We start from the raw sequence: 26,250 nt of genomic DNA, 5'->3' as shown, positions 1-26,250 counted from the left end.
TGCCTTATGCCGAGGCCTTGGTCTTGCGGCGCTTGCGGATCGCGTGGATCACGATGTCCAGCAGCAACAGCACAATGGCTACGACCACGATGAGCACGGCAAACTCGCGCTTGCCCCAGTGGCGGCCGGCCAGCGACTTTTGCTTGTCGACATCCTTCTTGTTGTACTTGGTGCGCACGCAATGCACCAGCAGGCGATGGTCGTTCACGCCGTAGGGCGTGCAGGTGACGAGCGTCACCTTGTCGGCGCCGGGCTCGATGGTCAGCGACTCCATCTCCTCGGGCAGCACCACCTCGGAATCCACCATCTTGTAGGCAAGCGTCTTGTTCATGGTGTGCAGCAGCACCAGGTCGCCGGGCTCCAGCGAGTGAATGTCGTCGAACATGCTCAGGTTGCGCATGCCCGAGTGCGCGGTAAGCACGCAATGCGTCGAGGTGCCGCCCACCGGCAGGCTCGTGCCCTCCAGGTGGCCGACGCCCGCCATAAGGACTTCTTCGCTCGTGCCGTGGTAGATGGGCATACTCACGTCGATGGAGGGGATCTCGACCCAGCTCATCATGGGGTCGCGGTCAAAAATGAGCTGCTGAGCGTAGGGCTCGATCTGGTCGGCGGGGAGCTCGGTGGCCTCGCCCGCCAGCTGCTCGTTAAAGGAGCGCGCCTGGAGCAGGATGCGCTCGCGCTCCTCGGCAGATAGCGCGTCCACGGTGCTGGACACGGTGCTGATCTGGTTGAACACGCCCGAGGCCTCGAGCCGGTCCAAGATCCACGGCCAGGTCATAAGGCCCACGCCAATAAGGATGATGACGATGGTGATGAGCCGGTCGGCCCAGCGCGGCAGTCGCTTGCGACGGCGCTTGGGCTTTGGTTGAGGTTTGGGCTGAGGGCTTGAGCCACCGTTGGCCGCGGCGTTATTGCTCTTCATATGTTTGGCGCCCTGCACCATCGCCGGTCACTCCTCTACAACTCAGGTTGTCTAAACAAATAATAGCCGATTAGCGAGCCTCCGCGCCGGACAACGCAGCTTGACTGCACCGTCCGGGCCACGTAGCCCCACTCAACCAATCAAGCCATATGTTGCTTTCATCGTCTCGAGCAACTGCGCCATCGTTACGCCCGCAACCCCAATCTGTTTCAGATTGACGTCGCCCACCTCGCAATCTTTAACAAACGCAAGCATATCGTCCTTCAGTTCTCCGCCCAGGTCGACACCTTCCGACTCGCCAAGCAGCTGAGCAAGCCTCAGCGCATCGCGTTTATGCTTTTTTACCTTCTTCGAATCAACGTTCTCCCCCGCTTCCCTTCTAGCTTTTAGGTCGAGATACGCCTTCGCTTTGAACGGGACAATGTATTCCGTGCCCAGGACCGAAACGCCGCCTACGGTCCGAATTCCCTGAAGGAACAAGCTGTAGTAAGCATCGTCTAACAAAATTGCCGAAAGACTGCTTATGTTTTCATCAACGTGAATTGGCGCCACATCAATCCCCTCACGACCCTTTAGAAAGTCGGGGCACTTCGCGAAGAGCTCGATCATATGGGGGTAACCCGGCCTCTTTGGCTCTGTAAACCGATAAAAACATAAGCCTTTACCTTCGCCCCAGCCGCAGCGGTAGCCGCCATCACGCACCAAAGTCCATATGGCTTCTGCCGTCTGAGGCAACCGATCATCGGCGACAATTACCACATCAAAATCGTGAGTCGCCCTGAATGAAAGCCCCGCCTCCGCGAGCAAAATGTCGCATGCCGTGCCGCCGATAAGGGCATACGATCCTTCAGCTTCTTGCATATGCTGCTGAAATTCTTGGAGACCTTCTACAGCGCTTCTTGCCATGGATATTCCTTTCCAAACATGCGATCGACTTCGAGCTGAATTCGCTCATCGTCGATTGCCGCCAAAGATAGCGCAAGCGAAATGTTGTCGACACGGGAGGAGTCGGCAAACACGGGTGCATAGCGCCACACTTGGATCATCGCCGTCTCGTTATCCGGCAACTCCCCGTCTGCGACTTCGAGGTCGCTCAGTTGACGCCATGCACTTCTTAAGACGGCCTTTTGTTCCATGCCCGGCGCAGCGAGCATCGAACGCGCAGCGAGCGCCGTCTCCCCGGCGTCAACAAGATAGTCGATCTGCTGCGTCTTCCTTGTAAAAAAGACCTTCGAGACAGGCGAGGAGAGCTCTGCCATGTGCTCGCTGAGCAGAAGATCAACGGCAACAGGGAACACGAAGACACGTCGCTCGCGACGCTCGCGTCTCGCGAGCCCCCTGTCAACAAGCTCGGTTATGGCCTCACTCGCGCGGCTTGCCGAGATCCCAAGCGCACGACAAAGGTCATAGGGACGATATGGCTCCTGGGCTGCTCCCCAGATTGCGGCAGCCTGCGCGTTGGGTGACATCTTGGTCGCGTGATTGCGAAACCGGACACTGCCCCTCTCCGTACAGGCCGTGCCCATAAATGGAAGAAAAGCCTGTCTGCCGGGGCAAACAAACGGAATCCCTTGTGCGACCAATGCTTTGCGCTGACGTGCATCGGCATCAGGAAACGAAACGACAACAGGAGTCTCCGCACGCAAGGCTAGCTGACTATAGACCCTCTTAGCCTCGGGAAGCCCGACGCCAGTAGGCAAACTTGCAAGCAAAAACGAAAACCCGTTTGCGTCAACAGCGCGGACCTCAATCGCCCGCAGATACAGCGGCAAGCGTGCGGATCCAGGCCAAGTTCTGGCCTTGGCGGAGAGGCCTAGTGCTTCTTGTAAGTAGATTAGCGCTTCGTTCATTTCCATTATTTTCGTTCGATTCCAGTTTATATTGGAATTATACATAATTTTCGGAATTAACGAGATTCCGTTCGCGCCTAAGCCCATATTTGAGTTTTCAAAATGTCCCAGATCGGCTGGGCGATTCGGGATACAATGTCAATAGAAAACGACGCATCCCGCGTAAATGTTTGGGAGCGCGGGTGGCCTAGTTTTCAGCTTTTGTTAAATGCCCGGGATCCGACCCCCGGGCATTCTTATTTGCGCTTGCGGCGCAACTGCCTTCTACCGTCCGCACCGCGCGTGCGCCTACGGACCTTAAACCGAACCTCATACGAGTCAAGAAACGCGATGACGAACGAGCCCACCGCCGCGAGGGCGGCGAGCGCGTTAAGGAATTTCAGCATATGGTGACCTCCGATCGAGTCGTCGGCCGCCCGCGCACGGAATGCGTCGCAAAGCCATTTTACTGCGAGTGCATGCACCCGCAGCTGGTAAACGCAATAATTGCAAACATTTGTTCGATAGTTATAAACACAATCCCTCATCCAGCGGAGCCTGGCCGCATTGTCCGGGTTTGCCCGACGTGTTTGCGTTTTCAGAATATCCCGGATCGGCTGGGCGATTCGGGATACAATTGCTACAGGAAACGACGCACCCCGCGTAAGTACTTAGGAGCGCGGGCGACCAGTTTCCGACGTTGTTAAATGCCCGGGCCTCTAACCCCGGGCATTTTAATTTGCACGCGCGGCGCAAATGTCTTCTACCGTCCGCACCGCGCGTGCGCCCACGGACCTTAAACCGAACCTCATACGAGTCAAGAAACGCGATGACGAACGTGCCCGCATCGGACGATGGAGGCTGACCGCGTTATCCAAAAAAACGGGGCAGACTCCAGTGCGGAGTCTGCCCCGAAAAGAGAATGGCAAAGCAAGAACGTGGATGGACGAGAAAAGTGTCCGCAAGTCTCATGGGCATCACATCCCACCTGCCAAAGGGATGGGTGAGCGAGCGTTACTCCTGCTCGGACTCCTCAGCCTGCTTACGGCTGCGGATGAGGTGCGCCACGCCGATGCACAGCACCGCGCCACCAGCGATCCAAGTGAACGTCACGCCGTTAAGGCCGGTGAGGGGAAGGCCAACCTGCTTGGTATCGCCAACGGTGATGTTGAAGTAGCCATCGGTGTCCTTCTCCGAGCCGGTCTGCGCCGCTAGCTTGTTATCACCGACATTCCTATCGGTAAGGCCAGCGATGATCTTGTCACTCTGGTTCTTGCTATCAAGCGTGCCAGAGAGCGCAGTAAGACCAGCGTCCGGATCATTGGCGTTCATGGTCGGCTTGATCTCGAAGGTGAAGGGTTCGACCTTGGTGTAACCATCGGGAGCAGAAGTTTCCGTGACCGTATAGACGCCAGCATCGAGACCGGTAAGCGTAATGACACCATCGGGGTCCATCGAAAGCTCAACCTTGCTGTCGCTCAAAGTGCCGTCACTATTGACATATTTAACGTTTGCGCTGTTCTCGTCACCGTTAGTTGTGTCACCAGCTGCGATGGTGAACTTAGCACCTTTCAGCGCCTTCTCAGTGCCAAGGTCAACCTTGTTGATCTTGAGACCGTAGGTGTAGTCCTTGACCGTATCGGACTCCGAGGTGCCAGTGCCACCTGACATGGGGTTGTTAGAATACTCGAGCGTAACGGTGTTGGGGTTGCCATTCAGCTGGTTGTTTGCACCCGCAATAATCGCGCTTGCGTTGAGCCTCGCCCTGTAGAAAACGACGATTTCAGTCTTCCCATCAATCGTAAGCTCTTCGCCATTTTTCGCAGTGGCCGACTTCAAGCCCTTTTCGCCCTTATTAAAATTGACTACCAGGTCACGACTAGAGCCAGAGGGGTTAGTCACATTGTAGCTAGTCGAATCGATCTTGGTATATACACCATTATTCAGTGCATAAACGCTGAGCGAGCCCTCGATGTAGTCGAGACCGGCCGACAGCTGATCCGTGAACTTGTAGGAATAGGAGTCATAGCTGGCGTAGTTATCTGCAATCGTACCGGTAAGCCTATAGTTCACTTCCTGGCCAACTTGGGAGTCGGCAGCGTCCACCCAGTCAGTCTCGCCGGTAATGTCACCGCCCTTCACCTTAGAATCATCGAGGATCTTTTTCTCAACCGTGGGGATGCTGGTCTTCTCATGGACAGTTACGGCGCTACCGCCCACGACTGCAAAGATCGGGGACGTGCCAGTGTTCGGCTTGGTCGAATCGAGATCGCTGGTCACAAACAGGTAGTAACCGTTGCCATGCGCCTGATCAGGAGTCCAAGAATTACCAGTAGGGATGTTGGTCGCGGCAGGTTTCTCACTCTTAACGGCATTCGCAACTGCGTAGAGAACATTGTTGGTAGCGATTCGCGTTCCATCAGTCGATGTTGATCCTGCAGTAGTGGAACCCGCATGTGCCATGAGGAAGTCGGCTACTTCCTGGGCCGTAGGACTGTCAGACAGCTGGTCCTTAGCCTCCAAGCTGCCATAACCCTTCCAGTCTTTCGTAATGGCATCAATCACCTTCTCGCCAACCGTATCGCTTGCCCACGTGATGTTCTGAGCGGTCTTGCCGCCGTTTTCAGCGTCGGTCACCGTAGCCTTAAAGATCTGGTATGCCTTGAACTTGGTGCTCTCGTTACCCTCGACCTGGCTGATTATGATGCTATTGCCGCCCTCCGCCGCAAACGCCATGGTCACCGGCGCCATAACTCCGCCGAAGCTCAGCGCTGCCGTGAGGCCGGCGGTTACTGCCAGGCGTGCGATGTTCTTGCTCATGCTCATCTTCTTTTCCTCCGTTTTCCGTTTGATTCTCATTCGATCGATCATCATCTGTCTGTGTCTTAGCATCTACTTCGCTACGTCTCGCCCCGCTCTCTGTGGGGCTGCCAGCTACTCTTTATGGCTGCCACCTCCCCGCTTGACCAGGAGCGCGACCACGATCAGTGCAGCTCCGGCGACCGCTGCAGCGGCCGCGGCGTACATTGCCATATCGCCAGTCGAGGGCATAAAGCCTCCGGTGGTAATGCTAGGGGGTGTGCCGGTGGGCGTGTTGATGAGCGACGCCTCCAGGCTGCCCGTCGACCCGTCCGCGCTGTCGGCGCGCAGGGGCGACTCGGCCGTAATGGTGAGTTTGGGCTTGGCGGCGGCCACCTGGTCGACGTCCAGGCTCTCGGCCTTGACCGTCACGCAGCGCGTGCCCTCAAAGGCGGTGTAGCCCTTGGGCGCCTTGAGCTCGCAGACCTCCAGCTTGCCCGAGTCCACGCCCGAGACGGTCACGCGGCCGTCCTCGCCCGTGGTGACGGTGGCCTTGCCCTCCGCATCCCACGTGCCGTCGGCCGCCAGCGTGCGACCGCGGTCGTCGGCGATGCTCAGGACCGCCCCGGCAAGCGGCTTGTCGCCGTCGCTGCTGCGCTTGGTGAGCGCGAGATCCCAGGTGTAGGCGCACGCGTCGTCGCTCGGCGTGCGGGTGAAGCCGGCGTCGCCGGACTGGTCGGCAAAGGGAGAGCGCGGGTAGCACAGGTAGGCCTCGTTGGGGTTGCCCTTCGCGATGCCGTGGTTGCATGCGCTGTTGAGCGGCGCGTTGTACACGGCGACCACGCGGGCGCCCGCGGTGAAGGCGTCGGCCCCGCCGAGCGCGGCGATCAGGTCGCCGGTGCGCACGGTGAAGGTTCCGTCCGCCGCTATCTTGGTGGCGCACTGGGCCGTGATGTCGGTCCAACCCTTCGCGGGCTCGGTGCCGACGCGGCCGTCCTTGTCGGCCGAGACGGCGTCGAAGCCGCCGTCCGCGCCCGCCGCCACGTACACGCGCATGCTCGCGGCCACCTTGGAGGGGTCGAGCCCCGCGCCCATGGTGTCGACGAACCGCACCGCATAGGTGTCGTAGGCGGTGAGCCCGGCCGGGACCGTGGCAGAGAGACGCCAGTACAGGTCGTCTGCGACCGTGGCGTCGGCGGCCTTCTGCCAGGCGGCGGTGCTGTCCTCCAGCACATGCTTGGACACCTTGGGGGTCGCGGCCTTGGGCTTGACAGTGACGGCGCCGCCGCCCACCAGGGCCATGATCGGCGCGGTGCCGACCTCGCCCTGGGCGATGGCGTCGTCGTCGGCGACGATGAGCCATTGGCCGCTAGGCAGCTTGGCCGCCGTGCCCGCGTTAAGGGCCACGGACACGGCGCCAGAGCTCTGGAGGGAACGAGCGAGCTGTGCGCTCAGCGCGCCCGTAAGGTGGGAATCGGTGTTGAGCCACTCGGCAGCTTTCTGCGCGGTGGTCTGGGAATTGGGCATGCCGGCGCTGTGCAGCACAGGCAGCGCGGCGTCGCGCACGGCGTCGCTTGCCCAGACAAGGTCGGTGAAGGTCTTGGCGTCGCTGTCGCCGTCGACGACGTTGGCGCTAAAGATCTGGTAGGCATCGTAGCTGCTCGCCACGGTGCCGCTCACCGTGATGGAACCGGTCGAAGTCGGCGCGGCCTGCGCGGAAGCGGGGAACACAACCGCGCAGGTGCCGATCAGGAGGGCAAGCAGCGCAAACAAGATCGGGAAGGAGCAAACTTTCTTATTCACGACGCTCGCCTCCCTTCGCATTCGCCTTGCGACGAATGTGCATCCAGACCGCAGCAGCGCAAAGCACCGCCGCGCCGGCAAGGTACGTCAGAGTGACGCCCGACATACCAGAAAGGGGCAGAGTGGTGGAGTAGGTGTTGGTGAAGGTGGGGCCGTGCTCATTGGGATTGTTACTGTTAAAGACAATGGGCTCCTGGTCGTCGATAGGATTACCGCCAGCGTCCTGGATCTTGGTGTAGGTTACCTTGGTGGCCTTGATTGTTCCGTCTTTTTGGTCCGTCATTGTGACATCAAATCGATAGACCGACTCGTCGTACTTGTAGTTCGTAAACGGCGTGGTCGGCCGCTGTTCGCGAACGTAATAAGGAAAGGTTTTGCTCGCACCGCGACCCGTGGAGTCGGACGCGAGTTTTTCGAGGTCTTTTAGTTCGTACTTAATCTCGTCGAAGCTTAAGGTCTGGGACTTACCAGCGTCGGTCTTGGTCGACTTATTCTGAACGTTCTTCGTGAACTCTTTGTCGGTCGCAAGCTGAAGCGTAAACTCCTTCATCTCGCCGCCCTCAACGACCTTAGTCGCCTTAGGAGTCCAGGAGCCGCTGGAGGTGTACGGAGTGTACTCGTTGGTGAAAGTCGTTGAGCTATCTTTGCAGGCAATTGGATAATAGTCATCGCTCTTCTGCAAGTTGTCCCATGATTTTGTGACACTCCACATCCCAGATGACTTGTCGAGTTCATGCTTGGTCACTTCGACCTTTTCAATCGTGTAGTTATGGATTTTGAGAGCTATCTGTACGTTCGGCTCGTTCTTTTTCGGAACAGTCATGAGCTCGGTCGGGTTATCCTTGGCGCTTACCACAATCTCATACACAGCGGAGTCGTACGTGATACCGGGTTCAGCGCCGGAATCTTCGACCAAGTAGTATGTGATAGTGGTTGTGTCAGCTGTACCACTCGTTGCGAACTGTTCATCAAGATCAAACGTGATGTTACCGCTTGCGTCATTTTTTGCAGTTCCTACCTCAGTGCAAGCGTCGCGATTGAATGTTGCGCTAGCCAAAGGGTCGGTTGAGTCCTTGCGGTAGACCCTAAAGGTAAACTGATTCTCTTCGAGCTTCTCGTTCACATTTGTCTGCGAATTACGTAGCACCTTGGTCGCCTTGAGCTTGAGGCTCGGATAGACATACGTGTCCTCAGGCGCGCCCATGTACAGGTCGCCGTTCGACATGATGCCGCCGCCATGGTCCCAGGAATAGTTGCCGGTGATGAACGTTGTCGCAACTTTTTGCGCATTGATCGCGGCTTCGTCTTGAGCTGTAACACCCGAGCTCAGGCCGATGCTTTTATATACCTGCACGCCACCGTTAGCGGGGATAGTAATGGCTTGCGTAAGCTCTTTACTTCCCTTGTATTTGGCGTCACCGCCGCCAAGCATTTTGCCAATCACCGCCGCGATCGGGGTCTTATGATCCTCCGCCGCAAGGAAGAAGTCCGCGTGGCCGTTTTCGCGAAACTCTTTGGCATTGTAGGCGTCAGTATCCTGGTTCTTTTTGTGGTCAAGGCCTTCGTAGCCACCAGCGGATAGGTGAGGGGTGCCTTCGTTACCGCTATTCTTTTCAGAATTATAATCAGCTTTTGCGTCCTGCTGATCTTTGGCAGACGAATTGCCAAAGATTGCTGTGCCCTCAGTGTTCGTTACCAACGTCTTGCCCGTAGGGCAGACTGCAACGCCACCGCCATAGCCGCCAGCGGTATTGGCGCTAATGTACGAGTTATATATGAATAGCCTACCAGCAGTCTTCTCCTTGCCCAAATCCGAGTTTCCCTGGACAAAGATACCGCCTCCGCCCCAGTCAAAGCGAGACATGCAAGAGTTATTAGTGATGTAGACTGGGCTATCGTTTGACGACCCATTTATCATCGCGTCAACCATCTGGCCCACTCGAATGCCAGCACCTTCAGATCGGTAGCTCACGTTAGAGGCAATAATTCCTCCCGTGATTTTCAGCCACGCCATACCCGTACGGGATTGCTCATTACGGTCGACATCCGTGACATAAACACCGCCGCCGGCTTCCTTGGAGTAGTTGCCGGTAATCCGGCCGCCCGAAATGGTGACATGAGTACCGTTTCTAGCGGCAAGTCCAGCGCCGCCATGATTGCCATAACCATCTTTGCCACAGAAATTGGCATATTTATTGTTAGTGATGTAGCCACCGGAAACAGTGACGCTGCCGCCTTCGGCCATGATGCCGCCGCCGAATCCAGTGCCAGAAGGAAGTGTGCTGTTGCCGGAGATTACGCCACCAGTTATGGTGACCGTGGAACCTCCAGCATACACACCGCCGCCACTAGGAGCGCTGTTGCCGGCAATTACGCCACCGGTCAGTTTTAGGGTCGAGGCCTTACCTTTATCGTTGGACACCTTAATGCCCGCGCCCACACCCGAGCTAGAAGCGCCACACACATAGCCACCGCTCATGTTGACGGTAGAGCCGTTCTCGGCATAGATGAGGTTGCCAACATTGCAATTATACTGTTGGGTAATTACACCGTTATCAAGATTAAACGTACCGCCCGCATAAACGTTGATGAGCCTCATCGTGGAGCCGGCAGCGGTACCCACGATGGCACCGTTGATGCTGACCTCGTGCCTATAGAGAGTCTCGGTTGTCCCCGTACCGCTCGGCGTCGATTCGGTCACGTAATACGTGAGTTTGGTCGGAATGCCAGAGCTGGTGTCGTAGTCCATCGAGGCAACTCGCCCATTATTGTCGCCATCCGAAGTCTGCTTTTGATCAGACCCTTGGTTAGAATCTTTAACTGTAAGCGCCGCGTTATTGGTGATGTTGAAGAGCGGCTTATTTGAATTGTCGCCCGAATGCGTGATTTTATGGCCGCTTAAGTCCAGCGTTATATTGCTGCCGCTCTTCTCAAGTTTGATTTCGCCGGGATAGTCGATATCGTTTGCAAGCTCAAAGCTAACAGCTTGATTTTCCCCAACGCCCTGAAGCTTATCTCGCAATTCACCGCCATTAGCAATAGCCGTGGCTGCTTCTTCGTTCTCCGCAGCTTCTTCGGCTACCGAGACAGTGCCATCGTCGACCGCTTCATTATCTTCTGCCTGCGACTCGTCCTTGGGCTGCTCCTCCGGTTGGGCATCGCCCACGCCGTTTTCGACATCGTCACTATTCTGGTTTTCGGTATCCCCGTTGTTGGTGTTGTCTACATCAGTAGGCTTACTTGAGGAACCCCCCCCCATCACAGCTTCCTCAGCAGAACCCGTCTGGGAATCGTTGGCAATGGCCTGCGAGATCGGAGGCATGACGAGCGACAGTACCAGGCTCAAAACGGAGGCTCCGCACAAAACGCCTGCCAGTACACGGCGCGTCGCTTTATTACTTTGCTTAGATTTGTCTGAATTTGCTTTCATCGATGTCTCCTCCCCAAGAGACCGCGATCCTGCTCTTTCACCATCAAACTTGGGCGCGCAACCTATAATTGCTCGCGCTCGATATGCATATTATTATTCTTTCTTTAAACAACGCAAGGCTAACAATGTCAATTTTACTTCGCGTTGCCTTAACTTCTTGACAATTATTCAAACTATGCGTTGTTTTTCGAGGGTTAAATTTCGGAAAGACGCTGGTAAACTCGTTAGCAAATCTAGATAAATGACACTTTACCATTGTTTGTACAACATTTTGTTTTAACCCGCTCAATCTGTGAACGGTCAAAATTGCGCCGTGAATGACAGTATATCTACCTGCAAATATTAGTTTTGAGCTAATTGGTCAATTACTGCACAACCAGCGTGTGCCGACATGTTCATACATCGACACTTGAATGACATCGTATGTTACCGGCTGCAAATCTCCTCGCTACAAAAAAGCGTTCCAACAATCGACTGTTGGAACGCTTGGAAAACCACCACAAAGGCGCTCTGCCCTCTTTGTGGCTGCCCCCCAGGCGCTACAGAAGATGTTCCTCGATAAAGATCGCAATGCCGTCTTTGTCGTTGCTGGCGGTTACAAAATCGGCGGCGGCACGAGTGGCGTCGCTGCCATTTGCCATGGCCACGCCCACGCCGGCGTCAGCCACCATGCAGGTGTCGTTGTCCGCATCGCCAAACACGCAGATGTCCTGGAGCTCCATGTCGTTGAGCTCCGCCACGCGCACAAGGCCGCGCGTCTTGGACACGCGCGGATCCATGAACTCGTAGAGCCGCTGCGTGGTTTGCAGAGCCGCCGCCTTAACAGTATCATCGGCAAACGTCAATGCTCGCTCAATCACCCGCGGCATTACCTCGGGCGCCATGGTAAACATCACCTTGGGCTGCGGCTCGCGCAAAAACTCGGCGAAATCGACCACCTGGTAGGGCACGCCGTCGACGCGTGACAGGTGCTCGACGCACGCGTTGCTCTCGGGCACGTAGAACACGCCGTCTCGGGGGCAGACGGGCGTTGCCGGAAGGTCCGCCATGTGCTTGCAGATGCGCGCGATAGTCTCGCCCGGCAGCGGATAGCTCAGCTCGTTGATGTCGTGCGCGCGGTCGATGACCTCGGCGCCACCGCAGCCCACGAGCACGTCCACCAGGCCTTCGATGCCCCAGAGCTCGTACATGGCCTCGGTCGCGTGGGCGTCGCGCCCGGTGCACAGGCCAAAGAGCACGCCACGCTCGCGCAGGGCGCGGATCGCCGCCACGGTGTGCGGGGACACCGTGTGCTGGCTCGTGAGCAGCGTACCGTCGATATCGCAGAACACGGCTTTGATGTGGCTGAAGGTGGTGTCCATGGGGGCCTTTCTGGGTTGTGCGGCGGTGTGGGGTGTATTCGTGAACGGCGTACATGGTATACCTAGGCGCAAGCGCGGCCCGTCAAAGCAAAAACCACCACAAAGGTGCCTGGCTCCTTTGTGGTGGCAGGATCCGGGGGTGGCCTGGCCCGGGGCGCAAACCATCACAACATTCGACGTTATTCGGCGAAATCGCGATTTTCATCGAATGTTGTGATGGTTTTTACTGCTTTGCGGCACGATCCAAGTGCCTGCGACCAAACAGCAGCAACGCCGCAGGGACCGCCGTCACGACCATGCCTGCCCCCACGAGTGTCCGTTGTACGCCAAATGTTGCCGCCAGCCACGGGGCAATTGCCAGAGGGGCCACGCCAGCGAACATATTGCCAAAGCCCATGACCGAATTGACGCGACCAAGCTGCTCGAGCGGAGCCGTCGTTTGCACAATGGTGTTGTGGAGCGGGTTGACGACACCCCAAGCAATGCCCAGGGCGATCTGGCCGACGAGGGCCACGCCCACGTACGGCGTCCCCACATAGAGCAGACTTCCCAGGCCCACGGACATGAGCGCCACGAGCAGCGTTTTAAGGTTGACCAGGTGCGGCGGCAAGCGGAGCGCGAGCACGGCACCCAGCACCGCGCCCACGCCCGAGGCCGACGAGAGCCAGCCCATCCACTCAACGCCGACGCGTAGGACATCGCGATAGAAAAACGACTCGAGCGGATCGAAGGCTCCGTAGCCAAAGTTCGAAAGAAAAATGATGCAGAAAAGTAGCGCGAGGACGCTGTTGGTGAAGACTGTCTTGATGCTGGCTGCGAAGGTGGCGCGGGCGGACGTGCTGGGGTTGGAGCTTTGTCCCGCACGCTCCCCTTCCTCTGTCGAATCGGCATCCGCATGCCCGGCGACATGGCTGGTCTGCGGCCTAAAGCCCCAACCGACGACGAACGCCAGCACGGTAAAGAGCATCATAAGCACGAACACCGCACGCGACGACGCAGCCGCCGCGACAAAGCCGCCCAGCGTGGGACCAACGATGATACTCACGTTTGAAAACATGGCGATGGCGGAGTTGATGTCTTTGAGCTCGACAGGATCGTCGGTGAAGTAAGCCGGATAGGATGTGGCGATGGGCTGGGCGAATCCCATCGTAAAGCCCAGAAACACCGCGCCGAGCAGGACGACGCCGGTCGCGCTACCAAAGGCGATGATTGCCGTGCCAGTTGCGAGCGTGCCGACGATGCTCAGCAAGAAATGGCGGCGCGGACCCCATGCGTCGAGCGCAGCGCCGCCCGCAAAGGATCCCAGGATCACGAAAACGTTCATGAACAGGACGGCCAGCGATGTCGCGACGACCGAGGCATCGTCCGCATAGGTAAGCGTTCCGATGACGCCGATAAAGTAGCTGGTCTGAAACCCGGTGTAGATGAGAAAGCGCATCGCTACCAGGCGCTTGGCCTGCATGGACAGCGAAGGTTGAGGTTTTGAGAGAAGAGATGCGAGCATGGAGACTCCTTGTTTCATACGAATACGGGCGGTGGGTATTCGCCACCGTCTGTCAAATCAATCTATCCGCATGAAACATTAAGGACGCATCAGGACCCTTCTCTCCGTTTTTCGCTCAGTATGAACTACTTGGTAGATTGTAAGGCATGTCCCACACATCTACTAAAGTAAAAACCACCACAAAGGTGCCTGGCCCCTTTGTGGTGGAAATGACGTTTGCCCAGATAAAACCTGCCAAAACAAACCTGTCCCTTTTTGGCATGTTATGGCAACGCAGCGAGCCGGTTCCAAGTGCCCCAGGTCGCCCCGAAAGAGGAGCGACGCGTACTTTGGTACGCGAGCGACGGCTTGAGGGACGAGATGGGGTGCTTGGGGCCGGCGCAGCGTTGAGCCTTAAAGATGATCTTGGATAAGATCGCAGATGGCTCGGGCGTCGTTGATGTTGATGGCTCGGGTCGCTAAGCCGGCGTCGAATGCCTGGCGTGCCAGGGCCTCGTTGCAGGCAAGGGCCAGCGTGTGACCGTCGACCAGGTCGAGCGAGCTCTTGCCGCGTAGACGGTCGACACCGGAGCGCGCGACGACGATGTTGTCGAAGCCCTCGGTCTTGTAGCCCTCGATGATCACCACGTCGACATCGTTGTAACGCGACAGCAGCTCGCGCGCGGGCATCTCGTCCTCCTCGCGCGTGTCGGCGTACTCCGCCCAGCGCGTGGCGCAGATGAGGCCCACGTGCTTTGATCCGGCTTGGTGATGGCGCCAGGTGTCCTTAGCGGGCACGTCGATATCAAAGCCGTGATGCCCATGATGCTTGAGCGAACCCACGCGCAGGCCGCGGCGGGTGAGCTCGGCGATAACCTTCTCGACGAGCGTGGTCTTGCCCGAGTTTTGGTAGCCGATAAACGCGATCGCGGGGACGGCCGGGGCCGGAGCTGCGGACGCGACGGCGACGGGCGCGCTCGCGGGTGCGGCACCGTCAGCGGCCACGGACTCAACGGCAGCGGCCTGACGCTCTGCGCGGTCCCACACGCCCGAGCGGCCGCCCTCCTTGTGCAGCAGGCGAACGTCAACGATCTCCATGCCGCGATCGACCGCCTTGCACACGTCGTAGATGGTCAGACACGCGGCACTCGCGCCGGTCAGCGCCTCCATCTCAATACCCGTCTTGCCCGTCACGCCCGCCGTAACCAGTACGTGAAAACCAACCTGCCCGTCCGCGCGCGCCGGCGCCCAGCCCTCGGGCACGTCATCGGCCGGCGTCCCCGCCGGAGCGATGGGCGCAATGTCGCACTTGCTCTTGGTAATGAGCAGCGGATGGCACATGGGGATGATGTCGCTTGTGCGTTTGATGGCCATGATGCCCGCCACGCGCGCGCATGCGAGCACATCGCCCTTTTTGGCGCGGTCCTGCAGCACCATGGTCTGCGTCTCGGGGTGCATGAGGATGGTGCCCTCGGCGATGGCAATGCGATGGGTCTCGGCCTTGTCGGACACGTCGACCATGCGTACCTCGCCCTTGGCGTCCACGTGCGTCAGCTCGTCGCGACGGGCGTCGCGGGCGGGCTCGGTGGCAGCACTGGCAGACGGCTGTGCGGACGCGTCGGCGTTGCCAGCATTCGCCGCAGCCGTGACTTTGTGGGCAGACATCGCGGCCCTGCGAGCGGCCTTGGTGGCATCGGCGTATCTGCTCTTGGCCATATGATCATCCTCCGATTTGGGACATAAATCGTTGCGTGCCCTCAATTATCGCGTGTTCCTGCGGTTTGTGGGCGACGGCATCGCGCCAAATCGAAAGTACCTGCATATCATCACCACGGCGTAGGGCGTCGCGCACCGAATATTCGGCATCGCTGAACAGGCACGGACGCACGTTGCCATCGGCCGTCAGGCGCAGACGGTTGCAATTCGTACAAAAATGATTGGACATGGCGCTAATAAAACCGACCGTTCCCGCCGCGCCCGGAAAGTGCCAATAGCGCGCAGGGCCCGCGCCGGCAGGAGCGTCGTTGATGTCGAGCGGCTCGAGCTCGCCCAGCCCCGTCGCGGCGGCCCCAGCATTGATGCGCGCCCGCAGCTCGTCGCTCGGCACGGTGTCGCTCGCATCCCACAGCGCCGGATTGAGCGCGGGCGCATGCGGGCCCACAGCGCAATGCGAGCTCGTGTGCTCGTCGCCAATAGGCATGTATTCGATAAAGCGCAGGTGAATGGGACGGTCGATAGTCAGACGCGCGAGAGCCGCCACATCCTGGCTGAGCCGGCGCACCACAACGCAGTTGACCTTAACGGGCTCAAAGCCCCAAGCCAGCGCCGCGTCGATGCCAGCCATGGTCTGCTCGAGTCGACCCAGGCGCGTGATCTTTCCAAAGAGCGTAGGGTCGAGTGTGTCGAGCGAGATGTTAACGCGGTTAAGCCCGGCATCTTTGAGCTGCGGTGCCAGCTTGGGCAGCAGGGCGCCATTGGTGGTAAGCGAGATGTCCTCGATCCGCGGGATCGCGCGGATGTCGCGAATGAGCGGAATGATACGGCGGCTGACCAGCGGCTCGCCGCCCGTCAGGCGCACGCGGCAAATGCCCTCCCCCGCCACCAAGCGCACAAAGCGGGCGATTTCCTCGGCGCTGAGCAGCTCGTCGTGTGCGCGGGGTGCCACGCCATCGGCCGGCATGCAGTAAATGCAGCGAAAATTGCACTTGTCGGTAACGGCAATGCGCAGGTAGTTGATATCGCGGCCAAAACCGTCATGTTGCACGTGCCCGTCCACGCAGCCCTCCCCTCACGCGGCGTTTTATTCTTCGGAAAACATAATACCCCACGCGAGAATCATGCCGACACCCGTACGACAGGACAGGTCGCTTCGAGCAAAACGGACTTTCCGAGCCCATCCTCAGCACAGACCATCACAACATTCGATACTTTTCCCGATTTTGACAAAAAACGTCGAATGTTGTGATGGTTTGCCTGCCCACGGCACCCCGTAGAAGGGCCGGAACGCCCCTAAAGGCCGTCGTCCCAGTGACGAATCACGAATTCTCGCAGGTCGTTCTGCCGCTTTTGGAACGCTTCGCTTCGGTCGCACTTGAGACCCATAGCGAGTGCAATGGCGTTCATCGCCCGGTGCAATTGCAGCTGGTGGGCAAACTGAGTCCCGGTGAGGACGATCATCCTAAAGCCCAGCGCGCTCAGCACGGTCATACGCTCCGCATCCAACGCGCTGCGCTGTTTATCAAGATGGTCCGAGCCGTTGTATTCAATCCCCGTACCGCTCGCAGGCGCATATACGTCGATCTCGAAATACCCGGCCTTTGCGAGATACTTGAACTCGTTGGGAACATCGACCCGATGGTTGAGCTCGATCTTGACGTATCCCAGCCCTCCCTGGGAACGTTTCGCGACGACCATGATTGCGGTGGCCGTCTCCATGGGCGAACGCGAGCCATCGTGCACGCGCCTGAGCACGGCGGCCGCGCGTACAGCCCCCTGACGAGATCGGTTCTCATTGCAATAAGCAATCAAGTCGGCAACGGTATACCTCTGCCCCATCTCGATATAATCGCCTGTCGACAGATGATTCAAATGGTAACGGGCGCAGATTTCGTAGCCATATTCCAGCTGCTCGGGCTCGCTCATCCACGAACCCGCTTGTACAAAGCACATGGCCTCATCAACCACCAGAAGGCCCTCTGCCACCTCGATAAGATGGCCTGGAGGTACCGGCGCTCCAAACACGTGGCACCTAAATCCAGCCGGCGTCGAGCGCTCAAAATCGAAGTTAACGAGCGTATCGATATGATTGAGTTCTTCTCGTGGAATACCAAGTGAAACCAGATAGTCGGTAACGATCCCGACTGCCGTTGAAGCCCTCAGCCCCTTGGCATCGAGCCCCAATTTGGGCAGGCCCGCAGTTGGCTCCACCTCGTTAGCAAGCGAGTCCTCATCGTATAGGCTGCTTGCCCGCGAGAGCGGCTCGGACGGGCGCACCACGTTGTGGTATAGCCAGGCAGTCTTATGGGACAGGACGATCGGCAGGTCCATGAGCCCTCCAATGGAGTCGGATAACCAACTTTATTCCCCTGCCCACGGGTCCGCACACCTTCGCGCGCAAGAAAGCGATTCCACCCGATCGAGTGGCAGAAAAACCATCACAACATTCGATGCTTTTCCCGATTTTGGCAAAAAACGGCGAATGTTGTGATGGTTCGAGGCGAGGTGAGGTGAGGAGCATGGAGGGGTCAAAGCATCGTGCTTGGAGCGTGACTTTTTTCGCCCCGTCGTCGTCACAAACCTTGACTCTACAATCGTTGTAGGGTTTTCACTACACTGGTACGTAAACAAACCCAGCCAGAAAGCCCCGCCCATGGAACACGACCTCACACGCGGCAATGTCCTCAAGACCATCGCGGTCTTTGCCCTGCCCTATATGCTCTCGTACTTTTTGCAGATGCTCTACGGCATGGCCGACCTGTACATGATGGGACAGTTTAGCGGCGCCGCCGGCATCACCGCCGTGGGCAATGGCGCGCAGACGCTCTATATCATTACTGTGACGCTCGTGGGCCTGGCCATGGGAACGACGGTCATCGTCGGCCACGCTGTGGGCTCGCGCCGCTTCGACCGCGCCGAGGCCGCCATCGGCAACACCATCACGCTCTTTATGGGCGTCTCGGTGGTGCTGGCCGCCGTCCTGCTCGCACTGTGCCCGCAGATCGTGGCACTCATTGGCACGCCGGCCGAGGCGGTCGAAGGCACCGCCGCCTACCTGCGCATCTGCTTTGTCGGCATTCCGTTTATCGCCGCGTACAACATCCTCTCTGCCATCTTTCGCGGCCTGGGCGATTCACGCTCGCCCATGTACGTGATTGGCGTGGCATGCATCATCAACATCGCGCTCGACTTTCTGTTTATCGGTCACATGGGGCTTGGCCCCGTGGGAGCCGCACTCGGCACAGTCATCGCGCAGACGGCGAGCGTGGCCCTCGCACTCGTGTGGCTCAAGAGCCGCCGCACGAACATCCACGTTAAGCGCAGCGACCTGCGCCCCCAGCCCGAGGTGCTCGGCAGCATTCTTAAGATCGGCGTGCCTGTGGCCGTGCAGGACGGCTGCATCCAGGTGGCGTTTATGTTTATCACCGTCATCGCCAACCACCGAGGGCTCGTTGACGCCGCCGCCGTGGGCTTGGTCGAGAAGATGATCAGCTTTTTGTTTATCGTGCCGAGTTCCATGGGCGCGACCGTCAGCGCACTCACGGCGCAAAACGCTGGCGCGGGCAAGGGTGACCGCGCACGTCAGGTGCTCAAGGATGCCATGACCATCTCGGTAGTATACGGCTGCCTGATCACGGTGCTGATGTGGCTGGTGACGCCGGCGTTTATTGGCTTTTTTGCCAAGGACGCCGCGGTGGTCGCGGCCGGCACCGGCTATATGCGCAGCTACATTTTCGATGCAATCTTTGCCGGCATCCACATTTGCTTTAGCGGCTTTTTCGCTGCGTATGGCAAGAGCTACATCGGCTTTGCGCACAACGTGCTGGCCGTGGTACTCATTCGCGTGCCCGGTGCATGGTTGCTGTCGAACGCCTATTCCGACACGCTGTTTCCCATGGGCATCGCCTCGCCGTGCGGGTCGATTCTGTCGGCGATTATCTGCGTGGTGGCGTTTACGGTGCTCAACCGGCGCGGAGCTTTTGACAAACTGATGGCGTAGCGATTCGTTCGCGTCATACGACGACCGCGTTGCGCGGCCTCGGCGGCACCCCGCGCATTGAAAGAAGCGGTCCCATGACCGACACGCCTACTGAACATACCGAGGGCCTGCTCCGCATTGGCGAAGTGGCGCGCCTGTTTAACCTGAGCGTGGGCACGCTGCGCCATTACGAGCAGATGGGCTTACTGGACCCGGCGCGCATCGATCCGGCGAGCGGGTACCGCTACTACGGATCGCGGCAGCTCTCCACCCTCAACACCATCAGCCACCTGCGCGTTCTCGACTTGCCGCTCGCACAAATCCGTGAGTTTGTGACCACGCGCGATGTGACCCTTATGCAGCGGCAGCTGGCTCAGCAGCAGGAGCTCATCGAACGCAAGCGCCGCGAGCTGGAGCGCGTTTCACGCAAGATTGACAACCGGCTTGCCCTGCTTCACGACGCCTTGAACACCGAGCTCGATACCATTTGCGCAATCGATGCGCCCGAGCTTCGCTGCGCCGTGCTGCGCGAACGCGTCAACCCTACCGACGCCTATGCGCTGGAGTGGCAGATTCGCCAACTGCAGAGGGGTCAGCACGAAACCTTTGTCTTTCTGGGCAACTTAGGCGTCGGGATCGGCGCTGAGCGCCTCGCCGCCGGCGACTTTGATGGCTACGACGAGGTCTTTCTGCTGCTCGATGACACTGATGATTACTTGGGCGACGTCGAGACACGACCTGCCGCGCGCTGCCTGACCATTAGCTTCCGCGGCACGCACGGACAGGCAGCCCCACGCTACGAGCGGCTGCTCGGCTATATGCACGAGCACGGCCTAGCGCCCGCCGGCCCCTCGCGTGAGATTGCCCTGATCGACGACATCATCAGCGACGATCCGGGAGCGTATGTGACGAGGATCGCGATACCGGTCCGCTAATCACTACCATTTATCGAGCAATTCCATCCATTTACCTTAATCCGAATTAGATTGTATTTTGTAGCAAATAAAATGACAGCATATTGCCCCCCATAGGCAGGAGACATTATGCCCAGAGTTCAATCACGTCGCTCGTTTCTTCTCGGCCTAGCCTCGATCATCGGCTTATCCGCGTCACGCCCAACAAGAGTATTCGCTGCCGACTCAAACTCATCCGTCGCTTTTACATCAGACCTAGCACAAGACTACGCGCTTTCCCTGTTGCCCATCGTCGACGGATCCGCGAACTTAGAGATCGAGCAAATCGTTCCCGTATGCCAACAAATCGGCCTTATCTGTGGCTATGAAATCAGTGTCACAAGGGAAGGAAGCCCTTACGGTTATTTAATACTTGACGCATCATATCCTGGGCTTCTGAAGGAGATAACCCTCGGCGATACCATTCTTCCGATTTCAGCTTCTCTATCAAACGCCATTTCAACTTATTCCGGCCAACAGGCCACAAACCCAACCGTACTAATTTCGTACAACGATATTGAATATGGAACTTTGGTGCCAGGAACTAGAGACTGTGTAACCAACTATAACAATATACGGTCTGTCCCGATTGTCACCGAAAAGGGTATAGCACCTCAAAGCAATAACCCAACTTCATGGGATGCAGTCATTATCAATGAAGATGACTTGATGTTGCATTTCCAAATAGACGATTTAAACGGAATACCGTTCCGAGGAGTCTCGGAATCATTAGTTGAAGCCCGCACTAATAAGTATGCATGCGTCGTTTCTGCCTTGTACGCTGTATCAATGCATTACGGTCTCACCAGTTCAAACGCTAATCAATTTAATCCCGATTATTATAAAGAAATATGGAACGTCACTGGCACAACAACGTATAAGACCAATGATCAGGGCGTCGAGTACGGAAGAACGATCATCCCAGATGGAATTGTTCCGTTTAAAAGTCTTGCCGCTCAAAAGGGTAGAGCTCTTAATACTCAATTTTTCGGTTATCAGCCTCAATTCGCTCAGTACAGAGCAACTATCGATCAAGGGAATATCGGCTTGTATCATATGTGGATCAACAGCCGAAACAGTAAAGGATCCGTCGAGCTATCAGGTCATACAGTCACGGTAACTGGCTATTTTACTGGGCATAATGGAAGCTCTGGCATCGAACTGCAGTGGCTCGAAGTATTCGACGGATGGAACACTTATCCCCGAGCGATTAACTATGCAACGCCCAATATGGTCAAATTGAACGGAACAGTCTTTTGGTAGACCGGATGGCACCATCAAAATGCTATGGCACCACGGCCTTTGCCCTGGTTACGATATTGGTGATTTTCGCTATGTTTGCATCCGTTTCTTCATGCACAGATAGAGCCCGCTATAGCGGAGGAGATGATTACCTTGTCTTTGGAGCCGGCAGCGTTCATTCTATTGAGGGAACGGAACTCGTAATCCAAACAGACAACAGTCCCCGCTACACCGACGCTGGAAAGCAAACCCGGATTACATTCCCCTCATCTGGCCGAATCAAAGACAAGCTTTCCCAAATCAAAGTTGGGACAAGAGTTTCCTACTCACGCTTTGACTCGGTAGACACATCTGGATCATACGAGGGAAACGATATCGAAATTGAACAGGCAAACACTATAAGGAGATGTTGAGGAACTGAGCCTCTGCGCAGTTCCTCAACAAATCATTATGCCTCCGGGACCCTACCCGTCGCCAAAATCTGTTCAAGTGCCGCCTCGTCCAACACGGGCACACCCAGCTGCTCGGCCTTGGTGAGCTTGGAGCCCGCTTTGGGGCCGGCGACCAGATAGCTCGTCTTCTTTGAAACACTGCCCGAAACCTTGGCGCCGAGCACCTTGAGCGCCGCACCCGCCTCGTCGCGTGTGCGGTTGACGAGCGTGCCGGTCAGCACAAACGTCAGGCCCGCGAGCGGCTGGGCGTCAGCGAGATCGCCTGCCACGCCAGCGTCGGCTGCGGCTTGTGCATGCGCGGCGCCCAAGTCGACCTCGAGCGACAGGCCCGCCTGGCGCAGGCGCTCCAGCACGGCAAGGTTTTCGGGCACGGCCAGGAACTGCTTGACGCTCGCCGCAATCTTGGGACCGATGCCCTCGCACTCGGCGATGTCCTCTTCGCTCGCCAAGATGAGCTTGTCGATCGACAGAAATCGCTCGGCGATGACCTCGCCCACACTCTTGCCCACGTGGCGGATACCCAGGGCAAACAGCACGCGACCGAGTGGCTGGCTCTTGGACTTGTTGAGCTCGGCGATGATTTTCTCGGCCGTCTTGAGTCCCACCGGGATGGGGTCGCCCTTCTTGACGCCCTTTTTGCTGTTGGAGCTGGCATAGGTGCGGCCCGTGTCCAGTCCGGCGATGTCATCGACCGTGAGCTGGTAGAAGTCCGCGACATCGTGGATCAGGCCGGCGGCGATCATCTTGTCGACGATCTCGTCGCCTAGGCCGTCGACGTCCATGCAGCCGCGGCTCACCCAGTGGAGCAAGCGCTCCTTGAGCTGCGCGGGGCAGTCGATGGACACGCAGCGGTAGGCCACCTCGCCATCCTCGTGAACCACGGGGCTGCCGCACACGGGGCAGACCTCGGGCATGTGCCAGTCAACCGAATCGGCCGGGCGCTTATCGAGCACCGGGCCCACGACCTCGGGAATCACGTCGCCCGCCTTGTGCACGATGATGGTGTCGCCCTCGCGCACGTTTTTGCGACGGATCTCGTCGATGTTGTGCAGCGTGGCGCGCGCGATGGTGGAGCCGGCGACCGTCACCGGGTCGAACTCGGCGACCGGCGTGAGCACACCGGTGCGGCCCACCTGGATGCGAATTTCGCGCAAGACGGTCTGCTTTTCCTCGGGCGGGAACTTAAAGGCGATGGCCCATCGCGGCGCGCGGGCGGTAAAGCCCAGATCGAGCTGTTGCTGAAAGCTGTCCACCTTTACGACCACGCCGTCGATGTCGTAATCCAAGTCGCCGCGGTGCTCGAGCGCCTGGGCACAGAACTCGTGAACCTCGGCCGGCGTGGCGCAGCGCGCCACGTTAGGGTTGACGCTAAAGCCGGCGCTGCGCAGCCAGTCCAGAAACTCGCGCTGGCTGTGGACGTGCAGCGGATCGGTATCGGCGATGGCGTAGATAAAGGTGCCCAGGTCGCGCCGCGCCGTGACCTTGGGATCCTTCTGACGCAGGCTACCGGCGGCAGCATTACGCGGGTTGGCGAAGGGGTCGCGGCCCTCGGCATCGGCCTCTTCATTCAGGCGAACAAAGCTGCCCTTGGGCATATAGACCTCGCCGCGCACTTCGATGGTACGCTCGCGGTCGGCGCCCATGTGGGCGAGTGCTGCCTCGGACAGATGCATGGGCACATCCTTGATGGTGCGCACGTTGAGCGACACATCCTCGCCCGTGGTGCCGTCGCCGCGCGTGGCCGCACGTACGAAGGTGCCGTTTTGGTAGGTAAGCGCCACGCCCAGACCATCGATCTTAAGCTCGCAGGTATAGGTGACGCTACCGGCACCGAGGGCATCCTCTGTGCGCTGGAGCCACGCGTCGAGTTCGTCCAGGTCCATGGCATCGTCCATGGAATACATGCGTGCCATGTGCGTTACCGGCGTAAACTGCTCGCTCACGTAGCCGCCCACACGCTGGGTATAGCTGTCGGGCGTCACCAGGTCGGGATAGGCCGCCTCGATCTGCTGGAGCTCAACGAGCATTTTGTCAAAGGCGGCATCCGTGATCTCGGGCGCATCGAGCATGTAGTAGCGATAGGCGTGGTAATCGAGGTCGTGGCGCAGCTCGGCCGCACGCGCTGCCGCCTGGGCACGGGCATCGGCCGGTGCGGTGGCATCCGCGCTCGCGGGCGTTTCGGTATCGATGTCCACGCCGTCACCAAACAGGCTCGATTGCTCCATAGCGGCACTCCTTCGATCGATTTCAAACGGATACAAGAGTACCACCGGTCGCAACGGGGCCGAATAGCGGTCTCAAACCGCACTGAATCGGCAGCCGCTGGACTGGGGTGGACAGTTAGTTCAGATACGTATAATTCTGCGAGCCTGGTCGTGTTCAGACGTCACCATTCCAGCCAATTTGGCCGCCCCGGGGGCTGCACGACCGGCTCGTCCCCCTTCTAAACTCCCATCCGAACCCCTCCCCCATCCCAAAACAGCTCAAAACGCATGCTGAACCGCCTCGGGTTTATACGTATCTGAACTAACTGTCCAGACCATTCCGAACCAGGCCTCTTGTCAGCTCCATGTGATCCGTTTTCCTCCGTTCCCAACGGATTAATAAGAAAAGAGGGGGCCGTCCCGCGTTGGCGGGACGGCCCCCTCTGGCATCGGTATGTGTGATGCGGCCCGTTAGTAACCCTGGCCGTAGCCTTGGCCCTGGCCCTGCCGGCCCAGTAGCTCCTCAAGATACTGGCGCAGCTGCTCATCGGTGATGCCGCCGTTGCCGGTGTCGGTCGCGCTGTCGTCCTGCTGCTGGTTCTGCAGCTTCTCATCGGAACCCAGCTCGACGGTGACCTTTTTCTCTTCCTTGCCGCGCATGAGCGTGATCTCGACCTTCTCGCCCACCTCGTGGCTGCGCAGCGCGATGATCAGGCCGTCGGCGCTCGTGATCTCGTCGTCGCCCAGCTTGGTGATGACGTCGCCCTCCTGGATACCGGCCTTAGCGGCGGGGCCGTCCTCGACAACGCTCGCCACATACGCGCCGCTATCGGTGCTCAGCTTGTTGGTGCGGGCGTTGAGCGCGTTGACGCTCGAAAGCGTGGCGCCCAGGTACGGATGCACCGGCGTCTTGCCGTCGATGATCTGGTCGGCAATGTTCTTGGCGTAGTTAACGGGAATAGCAAAGCCCACGCCCGAGCTGGAGCCCGAATAGCTCTCGATGAGCGAGTTGATGCCCACCAGTTCGCCGTTGTCGTTGACGAGTGCGCCACCGGAGTTGCCCGGGTTGATAGCGGCATCGGTCTGGATCATGTTGGCATAGATGGTATTGCCGCTGGTAGAGCTCATGGCCGTGGAGCGATACAGCGCCGAGACGATGCCCGTGGAGACAGACTGCTCGTTGCCGAACGGCGAACCGATCGCCATAACCCACTCGCCCACGTTGAGCTTGGAGGAATCACCGATCTCGATCGGCGTGAGCTTGGAGGCGTCTGCATCCTTGAGCTTGATGACGGCTAGGTCGCTCGAAGCATCGTTGCCCACGAACTCGGCCTCGTAGGTGGTGCCGTCGTCCATGGTCACCACGTACTGATCGTAACCATCGACCACGTGGTTGTTGGTGAGGATGTGGCCTGCGGTATCGAGCACCACGCCCGAACCGACGCTGCCCGAGCTATTCGACTCATCAGCAGACTGAGAAAGCGAGCCATTCTGGTTGCCGCTCGAAGTGGCGGTGATGGAAACGACGGAGGGCAGGGCCTTGGCAGAAACGGCCTCGGCCAGCGTGGTGTCCTCGGAGTCGATCGAAATCTTTTGCGTCGACGAACCCGAAGCACCCGCCGTCACGGCGTTCCTGCCGCCGCCAATGTTGAGCGTGCCGCTCATAATGAGCGCGATGACCAGCAGGGCACCGCAGGCACAACCGGCAAGCGCCGTAATAAAGATCGGCAGCTTTTTGGTCTTGGTCTTGACCACCGTGTGCTTGTTTACAACCTGCTGACCGTCCAGCGGCTGGCCGGTCTGCGTGTCGTAGGCCTGCACATAGGGAATGTTGCTGTCGGTAGGCGTCGACTCCACCTGCACGCGCGGCTGCTGCTGAGTCTCGCCGGCATTGCCAACATCCTCGGGACGCTGGGAATCGTTCTCGCTCATAGCTGCGATCCTTTCGTCAAATAACCAAAGGCCCACCAAACATGTGGCGGGCCATCATTGTTCATGTTGAGTTGTACCCCAAGCTGGGCGGTCCCGAGCACTAGATTGAGTATTTGCCCGCATGAGCACCGCTGAATATTGCGAA

Annotated in this window: 17 protein-coding genes; 3 read left to right on the top strand and 14 right to left on the bottom strand. The window is 58.4% G+C overall.

Features of this window, described 5'->3' with window-relative positions:
- Positions 1 to 4: 4 nt before the first annotated feature.
- The 12 genes from DWZ52_RS01805 to DWZ52_RS01750 form a co-directional block, all read right to left on the bottom strand.
- On the bottom strand, positions 5 to 922 hold the full coding sequence (locus DWZ52_RS01805) for a class C sortase (protein WP_158572393.1): 918 nt from the start codon (positions 920 to 922) through the stop codon (positions 5 to 7).
- A 132-nt stretch (positions 923 to 1,054) separates the two neighbouring features.
- Positions 1,055 to 1,828, bottom strand: coding sequence for a hypothetical protein (locus tag DWZ52_RS01800; RefSeq protein WP_118384776.1), 774 nt, complete (start codon positions 1,826 to 1,828; stop codon positions 1,055 to 1,057).
- A complete protein-coding gene (locus DWZ52_RS01795) occupies positions 1,810 to 2,778 on the bottom strand; it encodes a MarR family transcriptional regulator (protein WP_118384775.1) in 969 nt (322 codons plus the stop codon). The genes DWZ52_RS01800 and DWZ52_RS01795 overlap by 19 nt, the downstream gene beginning before the upstream one ends.
- Positions 2,779 to 3,008: 230 nt before the next feature.
- Positions 3,009 to 3,158, bottom strand: coding sequence for a hypothetical protein (locus tag DWZ52_RS09995; protein ID WP_195404007.1), 150 nt, complete (start codon positions 3,156 to 3,158; stop codon positions 3,009 to 3,011).
- A gap of 607 nt (positions 3,159 to 3,765) precedes the next feature.
- Positions 3,766 to 5,571 carry an isopeptide-forming domain-containing fimbrial protein gene (locus DWZ52_RS01785; protein WP_158572392.1) on the bottom strand — a complete coding sequence of 602 codons (1,806 nt, stop codon included), beginning with the start codon at positions 5,569 to 5,571 and terminating at the stop codon, positions 3,766 to 3,768.
- A gap of 114 nt (positions 5,572 to 5,685) precedes the next feature.
- Positions 5,686 to 7,353, bottom strand: coding sequence for a SpaA isopeptide-forming pilin-related protein (locus DWZ52_RS01780; protein WP_158572391.1), 1,668 nt, complete (start codon positions 7,351 to 7,353; stop codon positions 5,686 to 5,688).
- Entirely contained in the window at positions 7,346 to 10,783 is a 3,438-nt protein-coding gene (locus DWZ52_RS01775; protein ID WP_118384771.1) for a Spy0128 family protein, read from the bottom strand. The genes DWZ52_RS01780 and DWZ52_RS01775 overlap by 8 nt, the downstream gene beginning before the upstream one ends.
- A gap of 539 nt (positions 10,784 to 11,322) precedes the next feature.
- Positions 11,323 to 12,144, bottom strand: coding sequence for an HAD family hydrolase (locus DWZ52_RS01770; protein WP_118384770.1), 822 nt, complete (start codon positions 12,142 to 12,144; stop codon positions 11,323 to 11,325).
- Between the two features lie 223 nt (positions 12,145 to 12,367).
- Positions 12,368 to 13,648 carry an MFS transporter gene (locus DWZ52_RS01765; RefSeq protein ID WP_158572390.1) on the bottom strand — a complete coding sequence of 427 codons (1,281 nt, stop codon included), beginning with the start codon at positions 13,646 to 13,648 and terminating at the stop codon, positions 12,368 to 12,370.
- Between the two features lie 393 nt (positions 13,649 to 14,041).
- A complete protein-coding gene (gene mobB / locus DWZ52_RS10255) occupies positions 14,042 to 15,343 on the bottom strand; it encodes a molybdopterin-guanine dinucleotide biosynthesis protein B (RefSeq protein WP_118384768.1) in 1,302 nt (433 codons plus the stop codon).
- A 4-nt stretch (positions 15,344 to 15,347) separates the two neighbouring features.
- A complete protein-coding gene (gene moaA, locus DWZ52_RS01755; protein WP_233540474.1) occupies positions 15,348 to 16,403 on the bottom strand; it encodes a GTP 3',8-cyclase MoaA in 1,056 nt (351 codons plus the stop codon).
- 233 nt (positions 16,404 to 16,636) lie between these two features.
- Positions 16,637 to 17,674, bottom strand: coding sequence for a hypothetical protein (locus DWZ52_RS01750; protein WP_118384767.1), 1,038 nt, complete (start codon positions 17,672 to 17,674; stop codon positions 16,637 to 16,639).
- A 322-nt stretch (positions 17,675 to 17,996) separates the two neighbouring features.
- Between DWZ52_RS01750 and DWZ52_RS01745 the strand changes: the two genes are divergently transcribed.
- The 3 genes from DWZ52_RS01745 (at position 17,997) to DWZ52_RS09840 (ending at position 21,538) form a co-directional block, all read left to right on the top strand.
- On the top strand, positions 17,997 to 19,343 hold the full coding sequence (locus tag DWZ52_RS01745) for an MATE family efflux transporter (protein ID WP_118384766.1): 1,347 nt from the start codon (positions 17,997 to 17,999) through the stop codon (positions 19,341 to 19,343).
- A gap of 74 nt (positions 19,344 to 19,417) precedes the next feature.
- Positions 19,418 to 20,257 carry a MerR family transcriptional regulator gene (locus DWZ52_RS01740; RefSeq protein ID WP_118384765.1) on the top strand — a complete coding sequence of 280 codons (840 nt, stop codon included), beginning with the start codon at positions 19,418 to 19,420 and terminating at the stop codon, positions 20,255 to 20,257.
- Positions 20,258 to 20,365: 108 nt separating this feature from the next.
- On the top strand, positions 20,366 to 21,538 hold the full coding sequence (locus DWZ52_RS09840) for a hypothetical protein (protein WP_147352133.1): 1,173 nt from the start codon (positions 20,366 to 20,368) through the stop codon (positions 21,536 to 21,538).
- Between the two features lie 427 nt (positions 21,539 to 21,965).
- Here the strand turns inward: DWZ52_RS09840 and ligA are convergent, their stop codons facing one another.
- On the bottom strand, positions 21,966 to 24,194 hold the full coding sequence (gene ligA, locus DWZ52_RS01735) for an NAD-dependent DNA ligase LigA (protein ID WP_118384764.1): 2,229 nt from the start codon (positions 24,192 to 24,194) through the stop codon (positions 21,966 to 21,968).
- A gap of 450 nt (positions 24,195 to 24,644) precedes the next feature.
- The gene (locus tag DWZ52_RS01730) at positions 24,645 to 26,105 is read right to left on the bottom strand and encodes a S1C family serine protease (RefSeq protein ID WP_118384763.1); all 1,461 of its coding nucleotides are present in this window, start codon (positions 26,103 to 26,105) and stop codon (positions 24,645 to 24,647) included.
- Between the last annotated feature and the right edge of the window lie 145 nt (positions 26,106 to 26,250).

It is taken from the genome of Collinsella sp. AF33-16 (assembly GCF_003475325.1).
GTDB lineage: Bacteria > Actinomycetota > Coriobacteriia > Coriobacteriales > Coriobacteriaceae > Collinsella.
Note: the sequence above shows the minus strand (reverse complement) of the source record. Positions and strands in the feature narration are given on the sequence as shown.